Genomic DNA, 21101 nt, shown 5'->3' with positions numbered 1-21101 from the left:
ATGGCAAGAAGGGTGAGGCGGGAAGTCGCAACTTCGCTCGGCTCACCCTTGATCGCAAGTGGTTAGGATCAGTCGTTGGTGAAGATCGTACCGACCTTGTCCATCTTCTCGAGCGCCTTGCCCGAGCCACGCACCACGCAGGTCAGCGGGTCGTCGGCGACGATCACCGGCAGACCGGTCTCTTCCATCAGGAGGCGGTCCAGGTCGCGCAGCAGCGCGCCACCACCGGTCAGCACCATGCCCTTGTCGGCAATGTCGGCGCCCAGTTCCGGCGGGGTCTGTTCCAGGGCCTGCTTGACCGCGGAGACGATCTGGTTGAGCGGCTCGGTCAGCGCTTCGAGGATTTCGTTGGAGGAAATGGTGAAGGAACGCGGGATGCCCTCGGCGAGGTTGCGACCCTTCACTTCCATTTCGCGCACTTCGGCACCGGGGAAGGCCGAACCGATGGCCTTCTTGATCGACTCGGCGGTAGTTTCACCGATCAGCATGCCGTAGTTGCGGCGGATGTAGTTGATGATGGCTTCGTCGAACTTGTCGCCACCGACGCGCACGCTGTTGGCGTAGACAATGCCACCCAGCGAGATCACGCCGACCTCGGTGGTACCGCCACCGATATCCACCACCATGGAGCCGGTGGCTTCTTCAACCGGCAGACCAGCGCCGATGGCCGCGGCCATGGGCTCTTCGATCAGCTCGACCTTGCGGGCACCAGCACCCAGTGCCGATTCCTTGATCGCGCGACGCTCCACCTGGGTGGAACCGCAGGGCACACAGATCACGATGCGCGGGCTGGCGGCGAACAGGCGGCTGGGGTTCACCTTCTTGATGAACTGCTTGAGCATCTGCTCGGTGATGGTGAAGTCGGCGATCACGCCGTCCTTCATCGGGCGGATGGCGGTAATGCTGCCAGGGGTGCGGCCCAGCATCTTCTTGGCTTCGGCACCGACCGCGAGGATGGTCTTCTTGGCACTGGGGCCGCCTTCCTGCTGGATGGCGACGACCGAGGGTTCGTCGAGCACGATGCCCTTGCCCGAGACGAAGATCAGGGTATTGGCCGTGCCAAGGTCGATGGCCAGGTCGTTGGAGAAGTAGCCGCTCAGAGATCCGATCATGTGTAAATCCAAGTCCTGTGTCTGCGGCGCCAGGCGCCGTATGCAGCCGCCACACCCCGTGACGGACCTGCGCTGTTTGTCCCTGTTACCGGCCTGCTTGCTTTTGTCCTTGAGAGTCAACGCCTTGCGTGCCTGCTTGCGCAGTCGCGCGTTACCCCAAGGCTTGGGCGCGATAAACCCGGTATGTTACCCTAACGGGCTTGCAAGATTAAAGATTTGAAGGGTTTTTACCATGTCCCTGACTGATGCCGACGTCCGCCGCATCGCCCGACTGGCCCGCCTGCGGGTCAATGACCAGGAAGTGGCCGAGGTTGGCCAGAAATTGAACGGTATTTTCGGCCTGATCGAGCAGCTGCAGTCCATCGATACCGAGGGCGTCGAGCCCATGAGCCATGCCCGCGACGTGGCCCTGCGCCTGCGCGAGGACCTGGCCACCGCGCCCAATCGCCGCGAGGCCTTCCAGGCCGTGGCGCCGGCGGTGGAGAACGGTCTCTACCTCGTGCCCAAGGTCATCGAATGAGCGCCGCCGCCCATATCCGCGCCACCCTGGACGAGGGCCGCACGCTCCTGGAACGCGTGCTGGCGGACGACAGCTTTATCGCTTCGGTTGAGCGCGCCAGCCAGTTGCTGGTCGCCTCCTTCCAGGCCGGCCACAAGGTGATCTCGGCCGGCAATGGCGGTTCGCACTGCGACGCCATGCACTTTGCCGAGGAACTGACCGGCCGCTACCGCGACAACCGTCCTGCCTTGGGCGCGATTGCCGTCTCCGACCCCTCGCACCTCTCCTGCGTGGGCAACGACTATGGCTTCGAGTTCGTGTTCTCGCGCTTTATCGAGGGCGTGGGCCAGGCCGGCGACGTATTGCTGGGCATCAGCACCAGCGGCAATTCCAAGAACATCCTGCGCGCGGTCGAGGCCGCCCGTAGCCGCGGCATGCAGGTGATCCTGCTGCTGGGCAAGGACGGTGGGCAACTGAAGGGCCTGGGCGACGCCGAGATCGTCGTGCCGCACTTCGGCTATGCCGACCGCATCCAGGAAATCCATATCAAGGTCATCCACATCCTCATCGACCTGGTCGAGCGTGGGGTAGGGTACGTAGAGCAGCCATGAGCCATACACTGAAACAAGCCGCCGAACTGCTGTCTTCCGGCAAGACTTCCGCCGTTGAACTGGCCACCGACTACCTGGCGCGCATTGCCGCCAGCCAGCCAGCCCTCAACGCCTTTATCACCGTGGCACCGGAACAGACCCTGGCCATGGCCCGCGCCGCCGATGCGCAACGCGCCGCCGGCAAGGCCGGTCTTTTGACCGGGGTGCCGATCGCCCACAAGGACATCTTCTGCGCCGAGGGCTGGAAGACCACCTGCGGCTCCAAGATGCTGGAGAACTTCGTCTCGCCCTATGACGCAGGTGTGGTGGAACGTTGCAATGCCGCCGGCCTGGTGACCCTGGGCCGCACCAATATGGACGAGTTCGCCATGGGCTCCTCCAACGAGAACAGCGCCTTTGGCCCGGCCCGCAACCCCTGGGACCCAACCGCCGTACCCGGTGGCAGCTCGGGTGGCTCGGCCGCTGCGGTGGCCGCCCGCCTGGCACCGGCCGCCACCGCGACCGACACCGGCGGCTCCATCCGCCAACCGGCCGCCTTCTGCGGCGTGACCGGCCTCAAGCCCACCTATGGCATCGTCAGCCGCTACGGCATGGTGGCCTACGCCTCCAGCCTGGACCAAGGAGGTCCCATCGCCCAGACCGCCGAGGACTGCGCGCTGATGCTGAACGTGATGGCCGGCTACGACGAGCGCGACTCCACCAGCCTGGAGCTCGCGAAGGAAGACTACACCCGCGAGCTGAACCAGCCACTCAAGGGCCTGCGCATCGGCCTGCCCAAGGAATACTTCGGTGCGGGCCTCGCAGCGGATGTCGCCGCTGCCATTGAAGCGGCACTGGCCGAGTACAAGAAGCTGGGCGCCGAGGTGGTGGAAATCAGCCTGCCGCGCACCGAGCTGGCCATCCCGGCCTACTACGTGATTGCGCCGGCCGAGGCATCGAGCAACCTGAGCCGCTTTGACGGCGTGCGCTACGGCCACCGCGCGGCCGAGTACACCGACCTCAACGATATGTATGAGCGCAGCCGCGCCGAGGGCTTTGGTACCGAGGTCAAGCGCCGCATCCTGACCGGTACCTATGTGCTGAGCCACGGTTACTACGACGCCTACTACCTGAAGGCGCAGAAGGTCCGCCGCCTGCTGTCCGAGGACTTCCAGCGCGGCTTTGCCCAGTGCGACGTGATCGCCGCGCCGGCCGCGCCAACCACCGCCTGGACCCTGGGCGCCAAGGGCGATGATCCGGTCGCCATGTATCTGGAAGACATCTACACCCTGGGTGTGAACCTGGCTGGCCTGCCCGGCATAGCCCACCCGGTGGGCTTTGGCAGCAACGGCCGCCCGGTAGGCCTGCAACTGATCGGCAACTACTTTGCCGAGGCCAAGCTCCTGAACGCCGCTCACCAGTTCCAGCAGGCGACCGACTGGCACACCAAGGCACCGGCCTGAGCATGCGTACAACCCGCTCCCTTGCCTTGTTCGGTGCAATTTCATGGCTGTGCGTAGGCGCCGCCTTTGCCGATATTGCAGACAACACCTCGCCGCTGTCGGCCCAGAGCAATTGCTGCGAATCGCTGAATGAGTATGTATTCAGCCCCTTGCTTGCGGACAAGCCTACCTTGCTTGCGATCTCGCCGGACTCGGCTCAGATGGGCTTTGGTGGAGAGCTGGTTGGCTTTGCCGGCGTAAAGGTCGATGCTGCGGAGAACCGCAAGGTCGAGGTTCGCTCCTATGCGATGACCCATGGTATCCACATTCCCAACCTGATCTTCATTGACAGCCAATTCCAGCCTATCAAGGCCTTCACTGGTGTGAATCAGTGGGAAACCATGGTGGAGAACACGGGCAAGAGTGCGATACGTCTACGCGTTGCGGTGCCCAAAGGCGCCGCCTATCTGGTCGCCTACACCAACCAGGCCAACGCCAGCCAGACGCTACGCATGAGCAGTCAAGGGGACTTTGAAACCATCTCGCGCACTCGATGCGGTTTCAGCACCTATAGCCAAGACATTGAATGCAACACCGTCAGCAGACCTGACAGTGGGAAAATCTTCCGCTTTAGCGTACATGGCGCTATGTACGGCGTGCTTCGGTTCAGTCTGGTTTGAGAAACAACATAAGTAGGCAGCCGTCCACTTCAAAGAAAGTTTGAATCATGCAATGGGAAGTCGTTATCGGGCTGGAAATCCATACCCAGCTCTCGACCCAATCGAAGATTTTCTCCTCCGCCAGCACCGCCTTCGGCGCCGAGCCCAACACCCAGACCAGCACGGTGGATATCGCCCTGCCTGGCGTGCTGCCGGTGATGAACAAGGCGGCGGTGGACAAGGCGATCCGCTTTGGCCTCGCCATCGGCGCCAAGATCAACCGCAAGTCGGTGTTCGCCCGTAAGAACTACTTCTACCCCGACCTGCCCAAGGGCTACCAGATCAGCCAGTTCGAGCTACCGGTGGTGGAGGGTGGCCAGATCACCATCCGCGTCGGCGACGAGGACAAGGTGATCCGCCTGACCCGCGCCCACCTGGAAGAGGACGCCGGCAAGTCGGTGCACGAAGACTTCCACGGCATGAGCGGCATCGACCTGAACCGGGCCGGCACGCCATTGCTCGAGATCGTCTCCGAGCCCGATATGCGCTCCGCGGCCGAGGCGATTGCCTATGCCAAGGCGCTGCATTCCCTGGTGACCTGGATCGGCATCTGCGACGGCAATATGCAGGAAGGCAGCTTCCGCTGTGACGTGAACGTCTCGGTCCGCCCCAAGGGCCAGGCCGAGTTCGGCACTCGCCGCGAGATCAAGAACCTGAACAGCTTCAAGTTCATGGAGCAGGCGATCAAGTACGAGGTGCAGTGGCAGATCGAGCAGATCGAGGACGGCCACAAGATCCAGCAGGCCACCGTGCTGTTCGACCCGGATACCGGCGAGACCCGCATGATGCGCAGCAAGGAAGACGCACACGATTACCGCTACTTCCCCGACCCGGACCTGCCGCCGCTGGTGATCGGCGAGGACTGGATAGAACGCGTGAAGGGCGAGCTGCCCGAGCTGCCGGAGGCCATGCAGGCGCGCTTTGAGAGCCAGTACGGCCTGCCCGGCTACGACGCCGGCACGCTGACCGCCAGCAAGGACCTGGCCGCCTACTTCGAGGCCACCGTGGCTGCGGGTGCGGATGCCAAGCTCGCCAGCAACTGGATCATGGGCGAGGTATCGGCCACGCTGAACCGCGAAGAACGCGAGCTTGCCGACAGCCCGGTCAAGGCCGAGGCCCTGGCGCTGCTGATCAAGCGCGTCATGGATGGCACCATCAACAACAAGACCGCCAAGGATGTGCTGCGCAAGATGTGGGAAAGCGGCGATGGTGCCGACGCCATCATCGAACGCGACGGGCTGAAGCAGGAAAGCGATGCCGGCGCGATCGAGGCCATCATCGACGGCATGCTGGCAGCCAATGCCGCCATGGTGGAAGAGTACCGCTCGGGCAAGGAAAAGGCCTTCAACGCCCTGGTCGGCCAGTGCATGAAGGCCAGCAAGGGCAAGGCCAACCCCGCCCAGGTGAACGAGATACTGAAGCGCAAGCTCGGTTGATCGGCATCAACACGCTGTAAAGCGCTGCCCGGCATGCTATCGGCCGGGCAGGGCCCAAACCTCAGCCGATATCGGCATGAGGTGTATCTGATAGCAGGAAAGTGAACCGCATGTCCCCGATCAAGATCGCCATCTTGCTCGCCTTCGTGGCAGCAACCGCCTATACCCACCTGCGTGGCCGGGTGCGGCTGGGCTTCTGGCGCCAGCTCAGTGATCACTCGACCTTCATGTCGCCGATCAACTGCTTTATGTACCTGTTCTCCAAGGTGCCGAGCACGCCCTATCTGCCGGTCTCGCACTTCCCCGAGCTCAAGGTGCTGCAGGACAACTGGCAGGCGATCAGCGCCGAGGGGGCCAAGCTCTACGATACCGGCGACATCAAGGCATCGGACAAGTACAACGATGCCGGCTTCAATTCCTTCTTCAAGACCGGCTGGAAGCGCTTCTACTTGAAGTGGTACGACGAGGCCCACCCCTCGGCCGCCGAGCTGTGCCCGGTGACCACCGAGCTCTTGAAGCAGATCCCCAGCGTCAAGGCCGCCATGTTCGCCGCCCTGCCGCCGGGCGCCCGCCTGGTGCGCCACCGCGACCCCTTCGCCGGTTCCTTGCGCTACCACCTGGGCCTGCTCACGCCTAACGACGACCGTTGCTATATCGACGTCGACGGCGAGCGCTACAGCTGGCGCGACGGCGAGGCGGTGATGTTCGACGAGACCTATCTGCACTACGCCGAAAACACCACCGACCACAACCGCATCATCCTGTTCTGCGACATCGAACGGCCTATGTGGCTGCCCCCGGCCCGCTGGATCAACCGCTTTATCAGCCGCTACCTGATCGGCGCCGCTGCTGCCCCCAACAAGGAAGGCGACAAGACCGGCGGCATCAACAAGGCCTTTGCCTACATTCAGGAAGTACGGCTGTGGGGCAAGCGGGTGAAGGCCAAGAGCCGCTTCACATACTATGCCCTCAAATGGGCCCTGTTCGCTGCCATCCTGGGGATCTTCCTGCTGGTTTAAGCGAATACCGCCACTCAAAAACGCCCGGTCATACCGGGCGTTTTGTTTTGTTCGACCCGATGCCGCCAGCCACGGAGGGGTTCGGGGTCCCCGTGTGAGCCGCTGAGCATCGCAGCGTTCTGCGGGGTTGTCCCGGGGCGCGTTGTTGGAGCCCGTAGGGCGAGTTTCGCACCTCGGCCGCAGGGTGCGAGAAGCGCAAGGGACCCCACGTAGTGGGGCGGCGAACCCGGGGTCGCCTTTCTTTGCCTTCTTTCTTTGGCGAAGCAAAGAGAAAAGGGCGGTCCGCGCGGGTCTAAAGACCCGTCCTACAAAAACGGCTACCCGTGCTGCGGCAACGATTCAGGCGATGATACGGCGCAATGCCCTGCGGGGATTGCGCCCTACGAGGGCAGGGCATGTCACCATGTGTGGCCTCCCGGTTTGCGATGTTTCACGTAAAACATAGGCCGCGAGCCTAGGTAGATAGCAGCAAAGAAAAACGCCGCTACGAATAGCGGCGTTTTCATTGCTTACGAACAGTTTGCGATCAGGGCTGCGGTTGGAAGGCCGGGACGCCCATGCGCCAGAGGAAGAAGCTCCATACATCGGCGCTCTCGGCCACCTGCTGGGCCTTGGTCGAGCCCATGCCGTGGCCGCCGTCGTAGTCCACCCGCAGGATCACCGGCTTGCCGCTACTGCTGGCCACCTGCAAGCGGGCTGCCAGCTTGCCCGGCATCCAGGCATCCACGCGCGGATCGTTGGCGCCGGTGGTGACGATCACCGCGGGGTAGGCCACGCCGTCCTTGATGCGATGGTAGGGGCTGTTGGACAGCATGGCGCGGAAGTCCGCTTCCTTGGTCACCGTGCCGAACTCGGCAATATTGGGCGGACCGTTGGGGGTGAACTCCATGCGCAGCATATCGCTTACACCCACCGCGCTCTGCGCCGCGGCAAACAGCTCCGGCCGGGCGGTGATGGCACCGCCGATGGTGATGCCGCCGGCGCTGCCGCCGGTACCCGCCAGCCTGGCCGGCGAGGTATAGCCCTGCTGCACCAGGTAGTCGGCACAGGCCACCAGATCCTTGGCGGTATTGGCCTTGGTCTGGATATAGCCGGCACGGTGCCACTCCTCACCGAACTCACCGCCGCCACGTACATGGCAGATCGCCATCACACCGTCCTTCTCCAGCCAAGCCAGCCGGTTGGGGGTGAAGCGGGCTTCCTGCACGATGCCGTAGGCACCGTAGCCGCTGACGATGGTGGGGTGGCTGCCGTCGAGCTTGATGCCCTTGGCGGCCAGCAGCGACATCGGCACTTCGACGCCGTCGTGGCTCTTGACCATGATGCGCTTCGCTTCATAAGCGCTGAAGTCGACCTTGCTGGGCGGCAAGAGGCCGGTATCGCTGAGCTGGCCGGTCTTGGCGTCCAGCGCAAACATGCGCGGCGATTCCACCCAGCCCTCCAGCCGTACCAGCACCCCCTTGCGGTCCTCCGCAGTCACCAGTTCGCGCAGGCTGCCCTTGATGGGCAAGGCCACCTCGCTGAGCTTGCCCTTGAAAGGCAGGCGCAGGAGCTTGTCCACGCCGCCCTCGCTGGCACGCACATAGAGGGCGTCCTGGGCGATGGCAGCCTCGCGCAGCACCGCCGCGCCGTGCGGCAGCACCACCTTGGCGCGGGCCAGGGTCGGCTTCTTCAGGTCCAGCGCCAGCAGCTGGCCGCGCGGCGCATTGAGGTTGGACTTGAGATAGAGGGTATCGCCATGCAGCCAGGCGTCGGCCACCTTGTCGGCGGGGCCGACGATGCGCTGCCAGGGCGTCTTGGCGCCGGCCAGGGCCTTGAGCGGGGCGATGTAGTAGGAGTGCTCGACCGCGTCACCATGCAGCACCTCGACCAGGGCATGGTGCGAGCCCGGTGCGGTCTTGATATAGAAGATGTCGGCAATATCGAAGGGCAGGGCCGGGTTCACGCCGTAGCCGAACAAGGGCTGGTCGGCGCTGACCGGGGTGCCGAGCTTGTGCAGCCAGGCCGCGCTCTTGTTGTAGCGCTCGCGCACGCCATTCGCGTCCGCCGGTGGCAGGCGGTTGTAGAAGAAGCCCGAGCCGTCCGGCAGCCAGCCGTTCTGGTGGTTGAGGCCGGCGCCATCGATACGCTCAGGCAGCCATTGGCCGGTCTTGAGGTCGAGTAGGCGCATCTCGCTGTCTTCCGAGCCGCCGGCCGACACCCCGACCGCAACCAGGCGGCCATCCGGCGAAGGGGAGTACCAGTCGATGGCGACGTGGGCCTCTGCGCTGCCCAGGGTATCCGGGTCCAGCAGCAGGCGCTCGCCCTGCGCGTCGCGCACATAGAGGCGGCGGCCGTTACGGCCCGGTTCGGTCTTGAGATAGAACAGCCGGTCGGCCGCCTGCTCCACGCCGGACACGCTGATGCTGGCGTCGGCCAGCTCGGTCAGCCGCTGCTTGAGCGCGGCGCGGCCGGGGATGGTGGCCAGCACGCCATCGGCATAGACCGCCTGGGCCTTGAGCCAGTCGCGGAAGTCGGCGCTCTTCATGTCTTCCATCCAGCGATAGGGGTCGCTGATCTTGGTACCGAAGTAGTCATCGACCACAGCACGGGCCGGGGTGGCGGGTGGTGCGGCCAGGGGGGCCGCCTGGGCGGCGCCGGTGGCCAGCGCAAGGGCCAACAGGGTAGGGCGGAACATGGCTTCTATCTCTCCTCTTCTTGGGGGGCCTGCCTTGGGGCAGATGGAGTGCAGCTTGTGGCCGCACCCCGCATTACTGTGATCAGGCAGCGACCGGCTTGACCGCGCTGGCGGCGGTCTTGGCACGGCTGCGGGCCTCGTCGGTATCCTGGCCGGCCGCCAGGGCCACGCCCATGCGGCGGCGCTCGAAGGCCTCCGGCTTGCCGAAGAGGCGCAGGTCGCTGCGCGGCACCGCCAGGGCGGCCGCGATGCCTTCGAAGGCAATGCCGCGCGCTTCCATGCCACCGTAGATCACGGCGCTGGCGGCCGGCTCGCGCAGGCCGGCGTCGACCGGCAAGCCCAGGATGGCGCGGGCGTGCAGTTCAAACTCGGAAAAACGCTGGCTCATCAGGGTGACAAGGCCGGTATCGTGCGGGCGCGGGCTGACTTCGGAGAACCAGACCTGGTCGCCCTTGACGAACAGTTCCACGCCAAAGAGGCCACGGCCGCCCAGGTCGTCGGTGACGGCCTTGGCGATCTCGCGCGCTTTTTGCAGCGCGGCGGCCGACATGGGCTGCGGCTGCCAGCTCTCGACGTAGTCACCCTTGACCTGCACATGGCCGATGGGCTCGCAGAAGTGGGTCTCGACCTGGCCATCGACACCCAGGGCGCGGACGGTCAACTGGGTGATTTCATAGTCGAAATCGATCAGGCCTTCGACAATGACGCGGCCCTGGTCCACCCGGCTGCCGGCGGCGGCATAGGCCCAGGCGGCGTCCACATCGGCGGCGCGCTTGAGCAGGGACTGGCCCTTGCCCGAGGAGGACATCACCGGCTTCACAAAACAAGGGAAGCCGATGGCCTCGCAGGCGGCGCGCATCTCTTCCAGCGAGGAGGCGAAGCGGTAGGGCGAGGTGGGCAGGCCCAGGGTCTCGGCCGCCAGGCGGCGTATGCCTTCGCGGTTCATGGTCAATTGGGTGGCGCGCGCGGTCGGGATCACGGTGGCGAGGCCGTCGGCCTCGATACGGCCCAGCTCGTCGGTGGCGATGGCTTCGATCTCCGGCACGATCAGGTGCGGGCGCTCGGCCTCGACCAGGGCACGCAGGGCGGCCGGATTGCTCATATCGATCACATGGGCGCGGTGGGCAACCTGGTGGCCAGGCGCATTCGGGTAGCGATCGACGGCGATGGTCTCCACGCCCAGCTTCTGCAGGGCGATCAGGACTTCCTTGCCGAGCTCGCCGGCCCCGAGCAGCATGACTTTGAAGGCGGAAGGGCTGAGCGGCGTACCGAGGCGCATGATGGTTTCCATCTGGAAAGTGGGAAGCCCGCCATTGTAACGGCCAGCGGCGGCATTCGCCGCGGATCGCCGCCGTTGCCGACCGTGATTGACTTCCTGCTATCGTCATCTGCTCAAAAATTAAGCGAAATTGCTTCGCAAGCTGCCGCGCCGACGGTAGAATGCGCCCCTGTTACCGCTGGACACCGAAGCTTTCAAGCCTTTCGTTTCCAGCGGTTTTGCTTTCTGTACCGCCTGAACACGCATGCACATTGGTCCCTATCAGCTCCGCAACCGCCTGATCGTCGCCCCTATGGCCGGCGTGACGGATCGTCCTTTCCGCATGCTCTGCAAGCGGCTGGGCGCGGGCCATGCGGTGAGCGAGATGATCACCTCCAATGCCATGCTGTACGGCAGCGACAAGACCCGCCGCCGCGCCAATTTCGAGGGCGAGCTGGCGCCCGTGGCGGTGCAGATCGCCGGTTCCGACCCGGCCCAGATGGCCGAGGCCGCCCGCCACAACGTGGCGGCCGGGGCACAGATCATCGACATCAATATGGGCTGCCCGGCCAAGAAGGTCTGCAATGTGCTGGCGGGTTCTGCCCTCTTGCAGGACGAAGACCGCGTTGCCCGCATCCTCGACGCGGTGGTCAACGCCGTGGCCGTGCCGGTGACACTGAAGACCCGGCTGGGCTTCAAGAACGGCGAGGAGAACATCCTGCGCGTGGCCAAGCTGGCCGAGGACAGCGGGATTGCCGCACTGGCGCTGCACGGCCGCACCCGCGAGGATATGTATAACGGCGCGGCCCGCTATGAGCTGATCGCCGAAGTGAAGCGCAGCCTCAAGATCCCGGTGGTCGCCAATGGCGATATCACCAGCCCGGAAAAGGCCAGGCAGGTACTGGACGCGACCGGCGCCGACGCGATCATGATAGGTCGGGCGGCCCAGGGCCGGCCCTGGATCTTCCGCGAGATCGAGCACTACCTCGCCACCGGCGAGCACCTGCCGCCGCCGCGCGTCAGCGAGATCCACGCGATCCTGATCGAGCACCTGCAGGACCACTATGCTTTCCATGGCGAATATTCGGGCTGCCGTATCGCCCGCAAGCATATCGCCTGGTACACGAACGGCCTGCGCGGCTCCAATGAATTCCGGCAGGCCATGTACCGGCTGGACAGCACGGCCGAGCAGCTGGCGGCGGTGGATAGCTATTTCAAGCAACTGGCGCAGAGCAGCGAGCGCCTGGTTTACCAAGACGAGACTGCCCTAGCAGCCGCCTGAGCAAGACCCACGGGGAGAGAGACCACCATGTCCAGCAAGGATCAAATCTGCTTTGCCGTACGCGATGCGCTGGAGCAGTACTTCCGCGATCTCGACGGCGAAGCGCCGCAGGCCATCTACGACATGGTGCTCGCCAAGGTCGAGAAGCCGATGCTGGAGGTGGTGCTCGACAAGGCCCAGGGTAACCAGACCCGGGCGGCCGAACTCCTGGGCATCAACCGCAACACGCTCCGCAAGAAGATGCAGGACCACGACCTCATCTGAAGAATTACAGCGCGCCCGCCGGGAAACCCGCGGGCGTGTTTCATGGTTACAAACTCGCAAGGCAATGTGAAATGGTCAAAATCAAGCGCGCACTGATCAGCGTCTCCGATAAAACCGGCGTTCTGGAGTTCGCTCGCGAACTGGCCGGCTTCGGTGTCGAGATCCTCTCCACCGGCGGCACCGCCAAGATGCTGGCCGATGCCGGCATGAAGGTGATCGAGGTGGCCGACTACACCGGCTTCCCCGAAATGCTGGACGGTCGCGTCAAGACCCTGCACCCCAAGATCCACGGTGGCATCCTGGGTCGTCGCGACCTGGCCGGCCATGTCAGCAAGATGGCCGAACACGGCATTGGCAGCATCGACCTCGTGTGCGTGAACCTCTACCCCTTCGAAGCCACCATTGCCAAACCCGATTGTGACTTTGACGATGCGATCGAGAACATCGACATCGGCGGCCCGGCCATGGTGCGCTCCGCCGCCAAGAACCACGCCTTTGTCGCCATCGTCACCGACGCTGCCGACTACGCGCCACTGGTGGCCGAACTGAAAGCCAACGAAGGCGCCCTGGGCCTGCCCACCCGTCGCAAGTTGGCCAAGAAGGCTTTCAGCCACACCGCCGCCTACGACGGCGCGATCAGCAACTACCTGACTTCGCTGAACGACGACGGTACCCAGCAGTCCTTCCCGGCCCGCCTCAATATCAGCGTGGAGAAGGTGCAGGACATGCGCTACGGCGAGAACCCGCACCAAGCTGCGGCCTTCTACCGCGACCTGCACCCGGCCGCCGGCAGCCTGGCCAACTACCGCCAGCTGCAGGGCAAGGAGCTGAGCTACAACAACATCGCCGACTCCGACGCCGCCTGGGAGGCCGTCAAGGCCTTTGACGAGCCGGCCTGCGTGATCGTCAAGCATGCCAACCCCTGTGGCGTGGCCATTGCGGCCGATACCCTGACCGCCTACAAGCTGGCCTTCGCCACCGATACCACCAGCGCCTTCGGCGGCATCATCGCCTTCAACCGTACCGTCGACGCCGCCACCGTGGAAGCGGTGACCGGCCAGTTCCTGGAAGTGCTGATCGCCCCGGCCTTCAGCGACGAGGCAAAAGCCATCATCGCCGCCAAGAAGAACGTGCGCGTGCTGGAAGTACCGCTGCAGCAAGGCGCCAACCGCTTCGATCTCAAGCGCGTGGGCGGCGGCATCCTGGTACAGACCCCGGACGTGCATCACATCACCGCGGCCGACTTCAAGGTCGTGACCAAGAAGGCGCCGACCGCCGAGCAGCTCAAGGACCTGCTGTTCGCCTGGCGCGTGGCCCAGTTCGTGAAGTCCAACGCCATCGTATTCTGCGGCCAGGGCCAGACCCTGGGTGTGGGCGCCGGCCAGATGAGCCGCGTGGATTCGACCAAGATCGCCGCGATCAAGGCCAAGAACGCCAACCTGGACCTCAAGGGTTCGGTCTGCGCCTCGGATGCCTTCTTCCCGTTCCGCGATGGCGTGGACGTGATCGCCGAGAATGGCGTGTCGGCCATCGTCCAACCGGGCGGTTCGATGCGCGATGAGGAAGTGATCGCCGCTGCTGACGAGCACGGCATTGCCATGGTCGTGACCGGCATCCGCCACTTCCGTCATTGATCTGAAAACCGGGACCCACACCTGCCGCAAGGCAGGGTGGGTTCCTGCGTGTGAGGCGTCAGGCCTGGGACGTGGCTTACCACTCCCCAGCCCTTACTTCTTACTACTCCTGCGAGGCAGCACATGAACATACTTGTCATCGGCTCTGGTGGTCGCGAGCACGCGCTGGCCTGGAAGATTGCCCAGTCGCCACGCGTGGGCAAGGTCTTTGTGGCACCGGGCAACCCCGGCACTGCACGCGAGGAAGGCCTGACCAATGTACCGGTGACCGATATTGCCGAGCTGGTAGCCTTTGCCCAGCGCGAGCAGGTGATGCTGACCGTGGTCGGCCCCGAGGCACCGTTGGCAGCGGGCGTGGTGGATGCCTTCCGCGCTGCCGGGCTGAAGATCTTCGGCCCCACCAAGGCGGCCGCCCAGCTGGAAAGCTCCAAGGACTACGCCAAGGCCTTCATGGCCCGCCATGGCATCCCGACCGCCCAGTACCGCACCTTCTCCAAGGCTGACGAAGCGCACGCCTACGTAAGCGAACGTGGTGCACCCATCGTGATCAAGGCCGATGGCCTGGCCGCCGGCAAGGGCGTGATCGTGGCGCTGACGCTCGATGAAGCGCACGCCGCCATCGACATGATGCTGCTCGACAACAAGATGGGCGACGCCGGTGCGCGGGTAGTGATCGAAGACTTCCTCAAGGGCGAGGAAGCCAGCTTTATCGTGATGGTGGACGGCAAGCATGTGCTGGCCATGGCCAGCTCGCAGGACCACAAGCGCCTCCTGGACAACGACGCCGGCCCCAATACCGGCGGCATGGGGGCCTATTCGCCGGCACCGGTGGTGACGCCGGAAGTACACGCCCGCGCCATGCGCGAGGTGATCCTGCCCACCGTGGCCGGTATGGCCAAGGATGGCATCCCCTATACCGGCTTTCTGTACGCCGGTCTGATGGTGACCGAGGAGGGCGCCGTCAACGTGGTGGAATTCAATTGCCGCATGGGCGACCCGGAAACCCAGCCCATCATGTCGCGGCTGAAGTCCGACCTCGTGGGCCTGGTGGAACACGCGGTCAACGGCACCCTGGACCAGGCCGAAGCCGAGTGGGACCGCCGGGTGGCACTGGGCGTGGTACTGGCCGCGCACGGCTACCCCGACGCACCGCGCAAGGGTGACGTGATCGAGGGCCTGGCTACCCAGCACTTCGAGGATGCCCATGTCTTCCATGCCGGTACCGCCCAGCAGGGTGACGCGGTGGTGACCAGTGGCGGCCGCGTGCTGTGCGTGACCGCCTTGGGTGACAACGTGAAAATTGCCCAGAAGCGTGCTTACGAGGTGATCGAAGGCATCCGTTTTGACGGCATGCAGTACCGCCACGATATTGGCTTCCGTGCCCTGGCACGCAAGCCTGGCGCCCAATAGCGGTCAGCCACAATTGTTGGAAAGAGCCCGCTCATAGCAGCGGGCTTTTTTTATGCCAGCTTCATGTCTACGATTTCCCTAATGGCGAAAGATCGTATTGACAAGTAGGGTCGCGCGCCTATGACAGTGGCAAATCCGCCGCCGATCATGACAGGGGAACCTTTATGAAAATCAAGACATTGCTGGCCTGCTTCATGGGCCTTTCGCTGCTGGGATCGGCCCTGGCAGACGACTTCGACGACATCAAGAAGCGCGGCACGCTGATCGTTGGCGTCAAGGATTCCACGCCGCCCTTCGGCGTGCTGAACCCCAAGACCCAGACCATCTCGGGCTACGACATCGACTTTGCCTCGGCGATCGCCAAGCACATGGGCGTGAACATCGTGGTCAAGGCGGTGGAATCGTCGCAGCGCATACCCAAGCTGCAGGGCAAGGAAGTGGACATGATCATCGCGACCATGACCAAGAACCCTGAGCGCGAGAAGCAGGTCGACTTCAGCTACGGCTACTTCATCACCGGCCAGAAATTCGTGGTTCGCAAGGGCAAGGTCAACTCGATCGAGGACCTGGCCAAGCTGACCATCGGTACCGTGACCGGCTCCACCTCGGAAAAGCAGCTCAAGCGCGAGATGCCGACCGCCAATGTGGTGCTGTTCGGCGACTACGACGAGGCCTTCGCTGCCATGGGCAAGGGCCAGCTCGATTCGGTCTCGACCGACGAACCCATCCTGGCCGGCCTTCTGAACAAGATGCCGAACAAGAAGGACTTCGAGATTCCCAACCTGACCATCTCGCTCGAGGTCTACGGCATTGCCGTACGCAAGGGCGAAAAGCGCCTGCTAGAAGAAGTGAACAAGACCATCGTCGGCATGGAGCAGTCGGGCGAAGCCGAGAAGATCTTCAACCGCTGGTTTGGTCCGTCCACCGCGACCCCGCTGACTCGCTTGTTCAAAATCAACGCAAAATAAGTAAAAGCAGCGCAGGGGTGTCGCCTGCAGCCTAAGCGCCCGGCACAGCCGGGCGTTTTCGTTGCTGCGCGGGTTCGAGCGGTCTTTGACTTGATTGAACCCCATCCCCTAGGCGTCTACACAACCGGTTTAGCTGCCAAGCCGCATGCAATTCAACAGGCCCCACAAGCCCTGGGGTAAAATCCTGGCTTTCTCGGCCCCCCGTTTCCCTGCATGTCGCTGTTCGCCCTAGGCCTCAATCACGAGACCGCGCCCATTGCGGTGCGGGAGAAGCTCGCCTTCTCGCCGGAGGAGTTGCGTGCCGAGGTGTTGGCGCTGACCGGGGTCAAAGGGGTGCACGAGGCGGCCATCGTCTCGACCTGCAACCGCACCGAGCTCTATGCCGCGGCGCGCGATGAAGAAACCTTGGTGCAGTGGTTGGCGCAGTCGCGCCAGATCGATCCCAGCCATATCACCCCCTACCTCTACCGCCTGCCGGACCGCGATGCCGCCCGCCATGTCTTCCGTGTCGCCTCGGGGCTCGATTCCATGGTGCTTGGCGAGACCCAGATCCTGGGCCAGCTCAAGGATGCGGTGCGCGAGGCGCAGGAGGCAGGCGGTCTCGGCCCATCGCTGAACGGCCTCTTCCAGAAGGCCTTCTCGGTGGCCAAGGAAGTCCGCACCCAGACCAGCATAGGCGCCAATTCCGTGTCGATGGCCGCAGCGGCGGTCAAGCTGGCGGAACGGCTGTTCCCGGATCTGGGGGAGCTCAAGGTGCTGTTTATCGGCGCTGGTGAAATGATCGAGCTATGCGCCACCCATTTTGCGGCGCGCAAACCGGCCCGCATGTCGGTGGCCAACCGTACCCTGGAGCGTGGCGAGGCGCTGGCCCGCGAGCACGGCGGCGACGCCTTTGCGCTGGCCGAATTGCCGGAACGGCTGCCGCAGTACGATATCGTGGTCACCAGCACCGCCAGCCAGCTGCCTATCATCGGCCTGGGGGCCGTGGAGCGGGCGATCAAGGCACGCAAGCACCGGCCCATGTTCATGGTGGACCTGGCGGTACCGCGCGATGTGGAGCCGGAAGTGGGCGCACTGCCCGACGTCTACCTCTATACCGTCGATGACCTCGCCGAGGTGGTGCGGCAGGGCCGCGCCGAGCGCGAACAGGCGGTGCGCGAGGCGGACGGCATTGTCGAGCGGCATGCCGACGAATTCATGCAGTGGCTGGACAACCGCGCCCTGGTGCCCACCATACGCGCGCTCAAGGACCAGGCCGAGCGGTTGCGCCGGCACGAGCTGGAGCGGGCCATGAAGTTGCTGGCCAAGGGCGAGGACCCGGCCGCAGTGCTGGAATCGCTGTCGCTGACGCTCAGCAACAAATTCCTGCACGCCCCCATGGCAGCCCTGAACCAGGCCGATACCAGCCAGCACGGCACGCTGGTCGAGACGGTGCGCCGGCTCTACCACCTGCACGACGACGAGTAGCCATGACCCCAGCCGCTATCCGCTGGCAGCGGGGCGAGTACGAGATCGACACCGATCCGTCCCGCCTTGACCTTGCCCAGGCCCATGCCTATATCGCCGCGACCTACTGGGCGCAGGGCATCCCCTTCGAGACCTTCTGCCGCTCGGTGGCCGGCGCGCTATGCTTGGGCGTGTACCATGGCGAGCAGCTGGTGGGTTTTGCGCGGGTGATCAGTGACTACGCCACCATCGCCTATCTGGGCGACGTATTCATCGCGCCGGAACATCGCGGCCAGGGTCTCTCCAAGTGGCTGATGGACTGCATTACCGGTCACCCCCAATTGCAGGGCCTGCGCCGCTGGATACTCCTGACCGGCGACGCACATGGCCTCTACCAACAGTACGGCTTTACGCCCCTGGCCGCGCCCGAGCGCTGGATGGAGCGGGCCGACCTCAACGTCTACAAGAAAACGCCAGCATGAAGCCCAGCATTGCCAACAAGCTCGCCAACCTCGCCGACCGGCTGGAGGAAGTGAACCAGTTGCTCGCCAGCGAAGAAGCCACCCGCGATATGGACGGCTTTCGCAAGCTGAGCCGCGAGCACGCCGAGCTGACCCCGGTGGTCGAACTGTTCAAGACCTACCGCCAGACCGAGACCGACCTTGAGACGGCGCGCGAGATGCTGGATGACCCGGACATGAAGGAGCTGGCCGAGGCCGAGCTCGCCGACGGCGCCAGCCGGCTGGAGGCACTGGAGGCCGAGCTGCAGAAAGCCCTGCTGCCGCGTGACCCCAACGACGAGCGCAATATCTTCCTGGAAATCCGCGCCGGTACCGGCGGCGATGAATCGGCCCTGTTCGCCGGCGACCTGTTCCGCATGTACAGCCGCTTTGCCGAACGCAACCGCTGGCAGGTGGAGATCGTCTCGGCCAATGAGAGCGACCTTGGCGGCTACAAGGAAGTGATCGCCCGCATCGTGGGGCAGGGCGCCTATAGCAAGCTCAAGTTCGAGAGCGGCGGCCACCGCGTGCAGCGGGTACCGGCCACCGAATCGCAGGGCCGTATCCATACCAGTGCCTGCACCGTGGCGGTGATGCCGGAGGCGGATGAACTGGAGGAAGTGAACATCAACCCGGCCGATATCCGTATCGATACCTTCCGCGCCAGCGGTGCCGGCGGCCAACACATCAACAAGACCGACTCGGCCATCCGTATCACCCACTTCCCCACCGGTCTGGTGGTGGAGTGCCAGGACGGTCGCAGCCAGCACCAGAACAAGGCCCGCGCCATGCAGGTGCTGGCTGCACGGCTCAAGGACAAGCAGGAGCGCGAGGCGCACGCCAAGGAGGCGGCCATGCGCAAATCGCTGGTGGGCTCTGGCGACCGTAGCGAGCGCATCCGCACCTATAACTTCCCGCAGGGCCGTATTACCGACCACCGCATCAATCTGACGCTGTACAAGCTCGACAACGCCATGGATGGCGACCTGTTCGAGCTGACCGATGCGCTGATGACCGAACACCAGGCCGAGCTGCTGGCCGAGATGGCAGCCCAGAGCTAACGGCTCCCTGCGTGCAGGTTCCTGATGATTCAGCGCAGGCGCCCGCCGACGGGGAGCCTCGCTACGCTCGAACGCGCATCTGCTCGCCAGTGGCCTTTGTTCATGACAGACTGGCTACATAATACCCACCGCCATCGCAACGATGCCGGCGAGGCCTACTGACCCGGTCCCTCCATGCCTGCTGCCACGGTAACCCGCCTGCTGCTTGCCCTGACCCTGAGCCTGCTGTGCCTGTACAGCCAGGCCGCGCCCCCGCAGGCGGACAGGCTGAGCTACCACTGCGTACCCGGCCAGGCACAATGGCAGCCGGTACCCGCCAGCGGCAGGATACGGCTCCTGGAAGCCGACTTTGCACTCGGCAAGGTCTGCCAGGTGCGGGTCGCGGCCGGCGCGGCCGATGACGACCGCTGGCTGGTCTTCAATACCCTGGTGCAGAGCCAACTCAGCAGCCTGCCTGGCCCCGATGGAGAGCCGGCGGCCCCCTTGGTCTGGCTAACCCCGCAAAGCGCCGCCCTGGCGGTGCCCCCCGGCGGCGCGGCCACCGCCCAGCTGCGCATGGTCATGCCCATAGGCGGCGGCTTTCGCACCAGCCTGGAAGCGCCGGGCAGTTTTCTGGCCCGCAGTCAGTTCAACGACCAGGTACGTGGCGAGCTCCTGACCCTGCTGTTCGCCATGAGCATCGTCAGCGCCTTGTTCGCGCTGGCGCTGCGCGACCGTACCACCGGCTGGTATACCGGCTTCACCCTGGCGGTGGCCGTGGTCTGGAGCTTTATCACTGGCCTCGGTACCGGCAGCAGCGCCCTGGCGGTCAACTATCCCTGGCTGACCCTGCATGGCCTCTTGCTGAGCTATGGCCTGGGCCTCTTCCTGGGCCTGCGCTTTGCCATAAGCTTCAACAATCTGGCCGGCCACAGCCCGCGCCTGCAGACCGCCCTGCAGTGGGTGGGCTGGGGCATCCTGGGCTATACCGCGCTGGGCTTCGCGCCCGGCCTCTATGGCGCCATCCTGAGCTACTACAACCTGCTGGCGCTGTTTGTGTTCGGCTGCATGCTGCTGCCAGGCATTGCCAGCCTGCGCGAGCGCGACTACCGCACCGGCCTCTTGTTCCTGGCCGGCTGGGCGCCCATCGTGCTGGCCTGGACGGCGGTGCTGCTGAGCTATATCCACCTGCAACCGGGCTACCCGAGCTGGCTGGGCCAGCTTGCGCTGCACCTGCACGGCTGGGGCCTCTTGCCCGACTGGCTGAGTTCGCCCCATGTGCGCCCCGGCGCGCTGCTCTTGCAGGCGATCATCTATTCGCTGGCCTTGGCCGACCGCGCCGCCCGGCTACGCCATAGTCGCGAAAAGGCAGCCATGACCGACAAGGCCACCGGCCTTGCCAACCGCGCCAGCTTCCTCTTGCGTGGCCAGCAGCGGCTGAGCATCGACCCGCAGCGGCAGCGCACCCTGGTGCTGCTCGATATCAACCGCTTTACCGCCATCAACGAGACCCTGGGCTACGACTGCGGTGACGCGGTGCTGCGCGAAACCGGCCGGCGGCTGCGCCGCAAGCTGGGTTCCGGCGTGCTGCTGGCGCGGGTGGGCGGCAACCAGTTCGCGGCACTGATCAACGACTGCGCGACCGAGAGCCCGCTGCAGATGCTGGTGGCGGACATTGCCCGCCAGTCCTTGGTGATCGAAGGCCAGCGACTGGATATCCAGCTCAGCTGCGGTGCCGCCTGTAGCCCGCGGCACGGCCAGGATATCGACCTCTTGATGCGGCGGGCCGAGATCACCCTCAAGGC

Annotated in this window: 18 protein-coding genes; 15 read left to right on the top strand and 3 right to left on the bottom strand. The window is 64.6% G+C overall.

The genetic code is table 11. The features are described 5' to 3' along the window. Nucleotides 1-68: 68 nt before the first annotated feature. The gene (locus VIM95_RS22390) at nt 69-1112 is read right to left on the bottom strand and encodes a rod shape-determining protein (protein WP_331990196.1); all 1044 of its coding nucleotides are present in this window, start codon (nt 1110-1112) and stop codon (nt 69-71) included. Between the two features lie 232 nt (nt 1113-1344). On the opposite strand from VIM95_RS22390, the gene gatC reads away from it, so the two are divergent. The 6 genes from gatC to lpxO all read left to right on the top strand — a co-directional run bounded on the left by gatC (nt 1345) and on the right by lpxO (nt 6817). Beyond that, nucleotides 1345-1632: an Asp-tRNA(Asn)/Glu-tRNA(Gln) amidotransferase subunit GatC gene (gene gatC / locus VIM95_RS22385; RefSeq protein WP_331990194.1), complete on the top strand. Its 288-nt coding sequence runs from the start codon at nt 1345-1347 to the stop codon at nt 1630-1632. Beyond that, entirely contained in the window at nt 1629-2222 is a 594-nt protein-coding gene (gene lpcA, locus VIM95_RS22380; RefSeq protein WP_331990192.1) for a D-sedoheptulose 7-phosphate isomerase, read from the top strand. Before gatC ends, lpcA begins: the two co-directional genes overlap by 4 nt. Beyond that, on the top strand, nt 2219-3664 hold the full coding sequence (gene gatA, locus VIM95_RS22375) for an Asp-tRNA(Asn)/Glu-tRNA(Gln) amidotransferase subunit GatA (RefSeq protein ID WP_331990190.1): 1446 nt from the start codon (nt 2219-2221) through the stop codon (nt 3662-3664). The genes lpcA and gatA overlap by 4 nt, the downstream gene beginning before the upstream one ends. 2 nt (nt 3665-3666) lie before the next feature. Continuing rightward, entirely contained in the window at nt 3667-4323 is a 657-nt protein-coding gene (locus VIM95_RS22370; RefSeq protein ID WP_331990188.1) for a hypothetical protein, read from the top strand. A gap of 47 nt (nt 4324-4370) precedes the next feature. Then, a complete protein-coding gene (gene gatB / locus VIM95_RS22365; protein WP_331990186.1) occupies nt 4371-5798 on the top strand; it encodes an Asp-tRNA(Asn)/Glu-tRNA(Gln) amidotransferase subunit GatB in 1428 nt (475 codons plus the stop codon). A 110-nt stretch (nt 5799-5908) separates the two neighbouring features. Continuing rightward, a complete protein-coding gene (gene lpxO, locus VIM95_RS22360) occupies nt 5909-6817 on the top strand; it encodes a lipid A hydroxylase LpxO (protein ID WP_331990184.1) in 909 nt (302 codons plus the stop codon). A 526-nt stretch (nt 6818-7343) separates the two neighbouring features. On the opposite strand, the gene VIM95_RS22355 is transcribed toward lpxO, so the two are convergent. Next, nucleotides 7344-9494 (bottom strand): prolyl oligopeptidase family serine peptidase, encoded by a 2151-nt coding sequence (locus VIM95_RS22355; protein ID WP_331990182.1) that lies wholly within the window; start codon nt 9492-9494, stop codon nt 7344-7346. 82 nt (nt 9495-9576) lie between these two features. Further along, nucleotides 9577-10773 carry a formate-dependent phosphoribosylglycinamide formyltransferase gene (purT, locus tag VIM95_RS22350; protein ID WP_331990180.1) on the bottom strand — a complete coding sequence of 399 codons (1197 nt, stop codon included), beginning with the start codon at nt 10771-10773 and terminating at the stop codon, nt 9577-9579. 244 nt (nt 10774-11017) lie between these two features. Here purT and dusB point away from each other — a divergent pair, with 244 nt between their 5' ends. The 9 genes from dusB to VIM95_RS22305 all read left to right on the top strand — a co-directional run. Next, nucleotides 11018-12034 (top strand): tRNA dihydrouridine synthase DusB, encoded by a 1017-nt coding sequence (dusB, locus tag VIM95_RS22345; RefSeq protein ID WP_331990178.1) that lies wholly within the window; start codon nt 11018-11020, stop codon nt 12032-12034. A gap of 27 nt (nt 12035-12061) precedes the next feature. Next, nucleotides 12062-12298, top strand: coding sequence for a helix-turn-helix domain-containing protein (locus VIM95_RS22340; protein ID WP_144278235.1), 237 nt, complete (start codon nt 12062-12064; stop codon nt 12296-12298). A gap of 71 nt (nt 12299-12369) precedes the next feature. Then, the gene (gene purH / locus VIM95_RS22335) at nt 12370-13932 is read left to right on the top strand and encodes a bifunctional phosphoribosylaminoimidazolecarboxamide formyltransferase/IMP cyclohydrolase (RefSeq protein ID WP_331990173.1); all 1563 of its coding nucleotides are present in this window, start codon (nt 12370-12372) and stop codon (nt 13930-13932) included. Between the two features lie 123 nt (nt 13933-14055). Continuing rightward, on the top strand, nt 14056-15342 hold the full coding sequence (gene purD, locus VIM95_RS22330) for a phosphoribosylamine--glycine ligase (protein ID WP_331990171.1): 1287 nt from the start codon (nt 14056-14058) through the stop codon (nt 15340-15342). A gap of 164 nt (nt 15343-15506) precedes the next feature. After that, nucleotides 15507-16310 (top strand): transporter substrate-binding domain-containing protein, encoded by an 804-nt coding sequence (locus VIM95_RS22325; protein WP_331990169.1) that lies wholly within the window; start codon nt 15507-15509, stop codon nt 16308-16310. 213 nt (nt 16311-16523) lie between these two features. Beyond that, nucleotides 16524-17777 carry a glutamyl-tRNA reductase gene (hemA, locus tag VIM95_RS22320; RefSeq protein WP_331990167.1) on the top strand — a complete coding sequence of 418 codons (1254 nt, stop codon included), beginning with the start codon at nt 16524-16526 and terminating at the stop codon, nt 17775-17777. 2 nt (nt 17778-17779) lie between these two features. Continuing rightward, the gene (locus tag VIM95_RS22315) at nt 17780-18238 is read left to right on the top strand and encodes a GNAT family N-acetyltransferase (protein WP_331990165.1); all 459 of its coding nucleotides are present in this window, start codon (nt 17780-17782) and stop codon (nt 18236-18238) included. After that, complete coding sequence (gene prfA / locus VIM95_RS22310) at nt 18235-19317, top strand: peptide chain release factor 1 (RefSeq protein ID WP_331990163.1); 1083 nt, start codon at nt 18235-18237, stop codon at nt 19315-19317. The genes VIM95_RS22315 and prfA overlap by 4 nt, the downstream gene beginning before the upstream one ends. A gap of 174 nt (nt 19318-19491) precedes the next feature. Then, nucleotides 19492-21101: diguanylate cyclase (locus VIM95_RS22305; RefSeq protein ID WP_331990161.1), on the top strand; the 1610-nt coding region annotated here is incomplete at its 3' end.

Source organism: Chitinimonas sp. (genome assembly GCF_036568685.1).
Lineage (GTDB): Bacteria > Pseudomonadota > Gammaproteobacteria > Burkholderiales > Chitinimonadaceae > Chitinimonas.
The sequence above is the reverse complement of the archived record's forward strand: the minus strand, read 5'-3'. Positions and strand labels throughout refer to the sequence as shown.

Bases quoted from the DNA above. Each gene is read 5' to 3' on its own strand.
- VIM95_RS22390 (WP_331990196.1), bottom strand. From the start codon at position 1,112: ATGATCGGATCTCTGAGCGGCTACTTCTCCAACGACCTGGCCATCGAC.
- gatC (WP_331990194.1), top strand. From the start codon at position 1,345: ATGTCCCTGACTGATGCCGACGTCCGCCGCATCGCCCGACTGGCCCGC.
- lpcA (WP_331990192.1), top strand. From the start codon at position 1,629: ATGAGCGCCGCCGCCCATATCCGCGCCACCCTGGACGAGGGCCGCACG.
- gatA (WP_331990190.1), top strand. From the start codon at position 2,219: ATGAGCCATACACTGAAACAAGCCGCCGAACTGCTGTCTTCCGGCAAG.
- VIM95_RS22370 (WP_331990188.1), top strand. From the start codon at position 3,667: ATGCGTACAACCCGCTCCCTTGCCTTGTTCGGTGCAATTTCATGGCTG.
- gatB (WP_331990186.1), top strand. From the start codon at position 4,371: ATGCAATGGGAAGTCGTTATCGGGCTGGAAATCCATACCCAGCTCTCG.
- lpxO (WP_331990184.1), top strand. From the start codon at position 5,909: ATGTCCCCGATCAAGATCGCCATCTTGCTCGCCTTCGTGGCAGCAACC.
- VIM95_RS22355 (WP_331990182.1), bottom strand. From the start codon at position 9,494: ATGTTCCGCCCTACCCTGTTGGCCCTTGCGCTGGCCACCGGCGCCGCC.
- purT (WP_331990180.1), bottom strand. From the start codon at position 10,773: ATGCGCCTCGGTACGCCGCTCAGCCCTTCCGCCTTCAAAGTCATGCTG.
- dusB (WP_331990178.1), top strand. From the start codon at position 11,018: ATGCACATTGGTCCCTATCAGCTCCGCAACCGCCTGATCGTCGCCCCT.
- VIM95_RS22340 (WP_144278235.1), top strand. From the start codon at position 12,062: ATGTCCAGCAAGGATCAAATCTGCTTTGCCGTACGCGATGCGCTGGAG.
- purH (WP_331990173.1), top strand. From the start codon at position 12,370: ATGGTCAAAATCAAGCGCGCACTGATCAGCGTCTCCGATAAAACCGGC.
- purD (WP_331990171.1), top strand. From the start codon at position 14,056: ATGAACATACTTGTCATCGGCTCTGGTGGTCGCGAGCACGCGCTGGCC.
- VIM95_RS22325 (WP_331990169.1), top strand. From the start codon at position 15,507: ATGAAAATCAAGACATTGCTGGCCTGCTTCATGGGCCTTTCGCTGCTG.
- hemA (WP_331990167.1), top strand. From the start codon at position 16,524: ATGTCGCTGTTCGCCCTAGGCCTCAATCACGAGACCGCGCCCATTGCG.
- VIM95_RS22315 (WP_331990165.1), top strand. From the start codon at position 17,780: ATGACCCCAGCCGCTATCCGCTGGCAGCGGGGCGAGTACGAGATCGAC.
- prfA (WP_331990163.1), top strand. From the start codon at position 18,235: ATGAAGCCCAGCATTGCCAACAAGCTCGCCAACCTCGCCGACCGGCTG.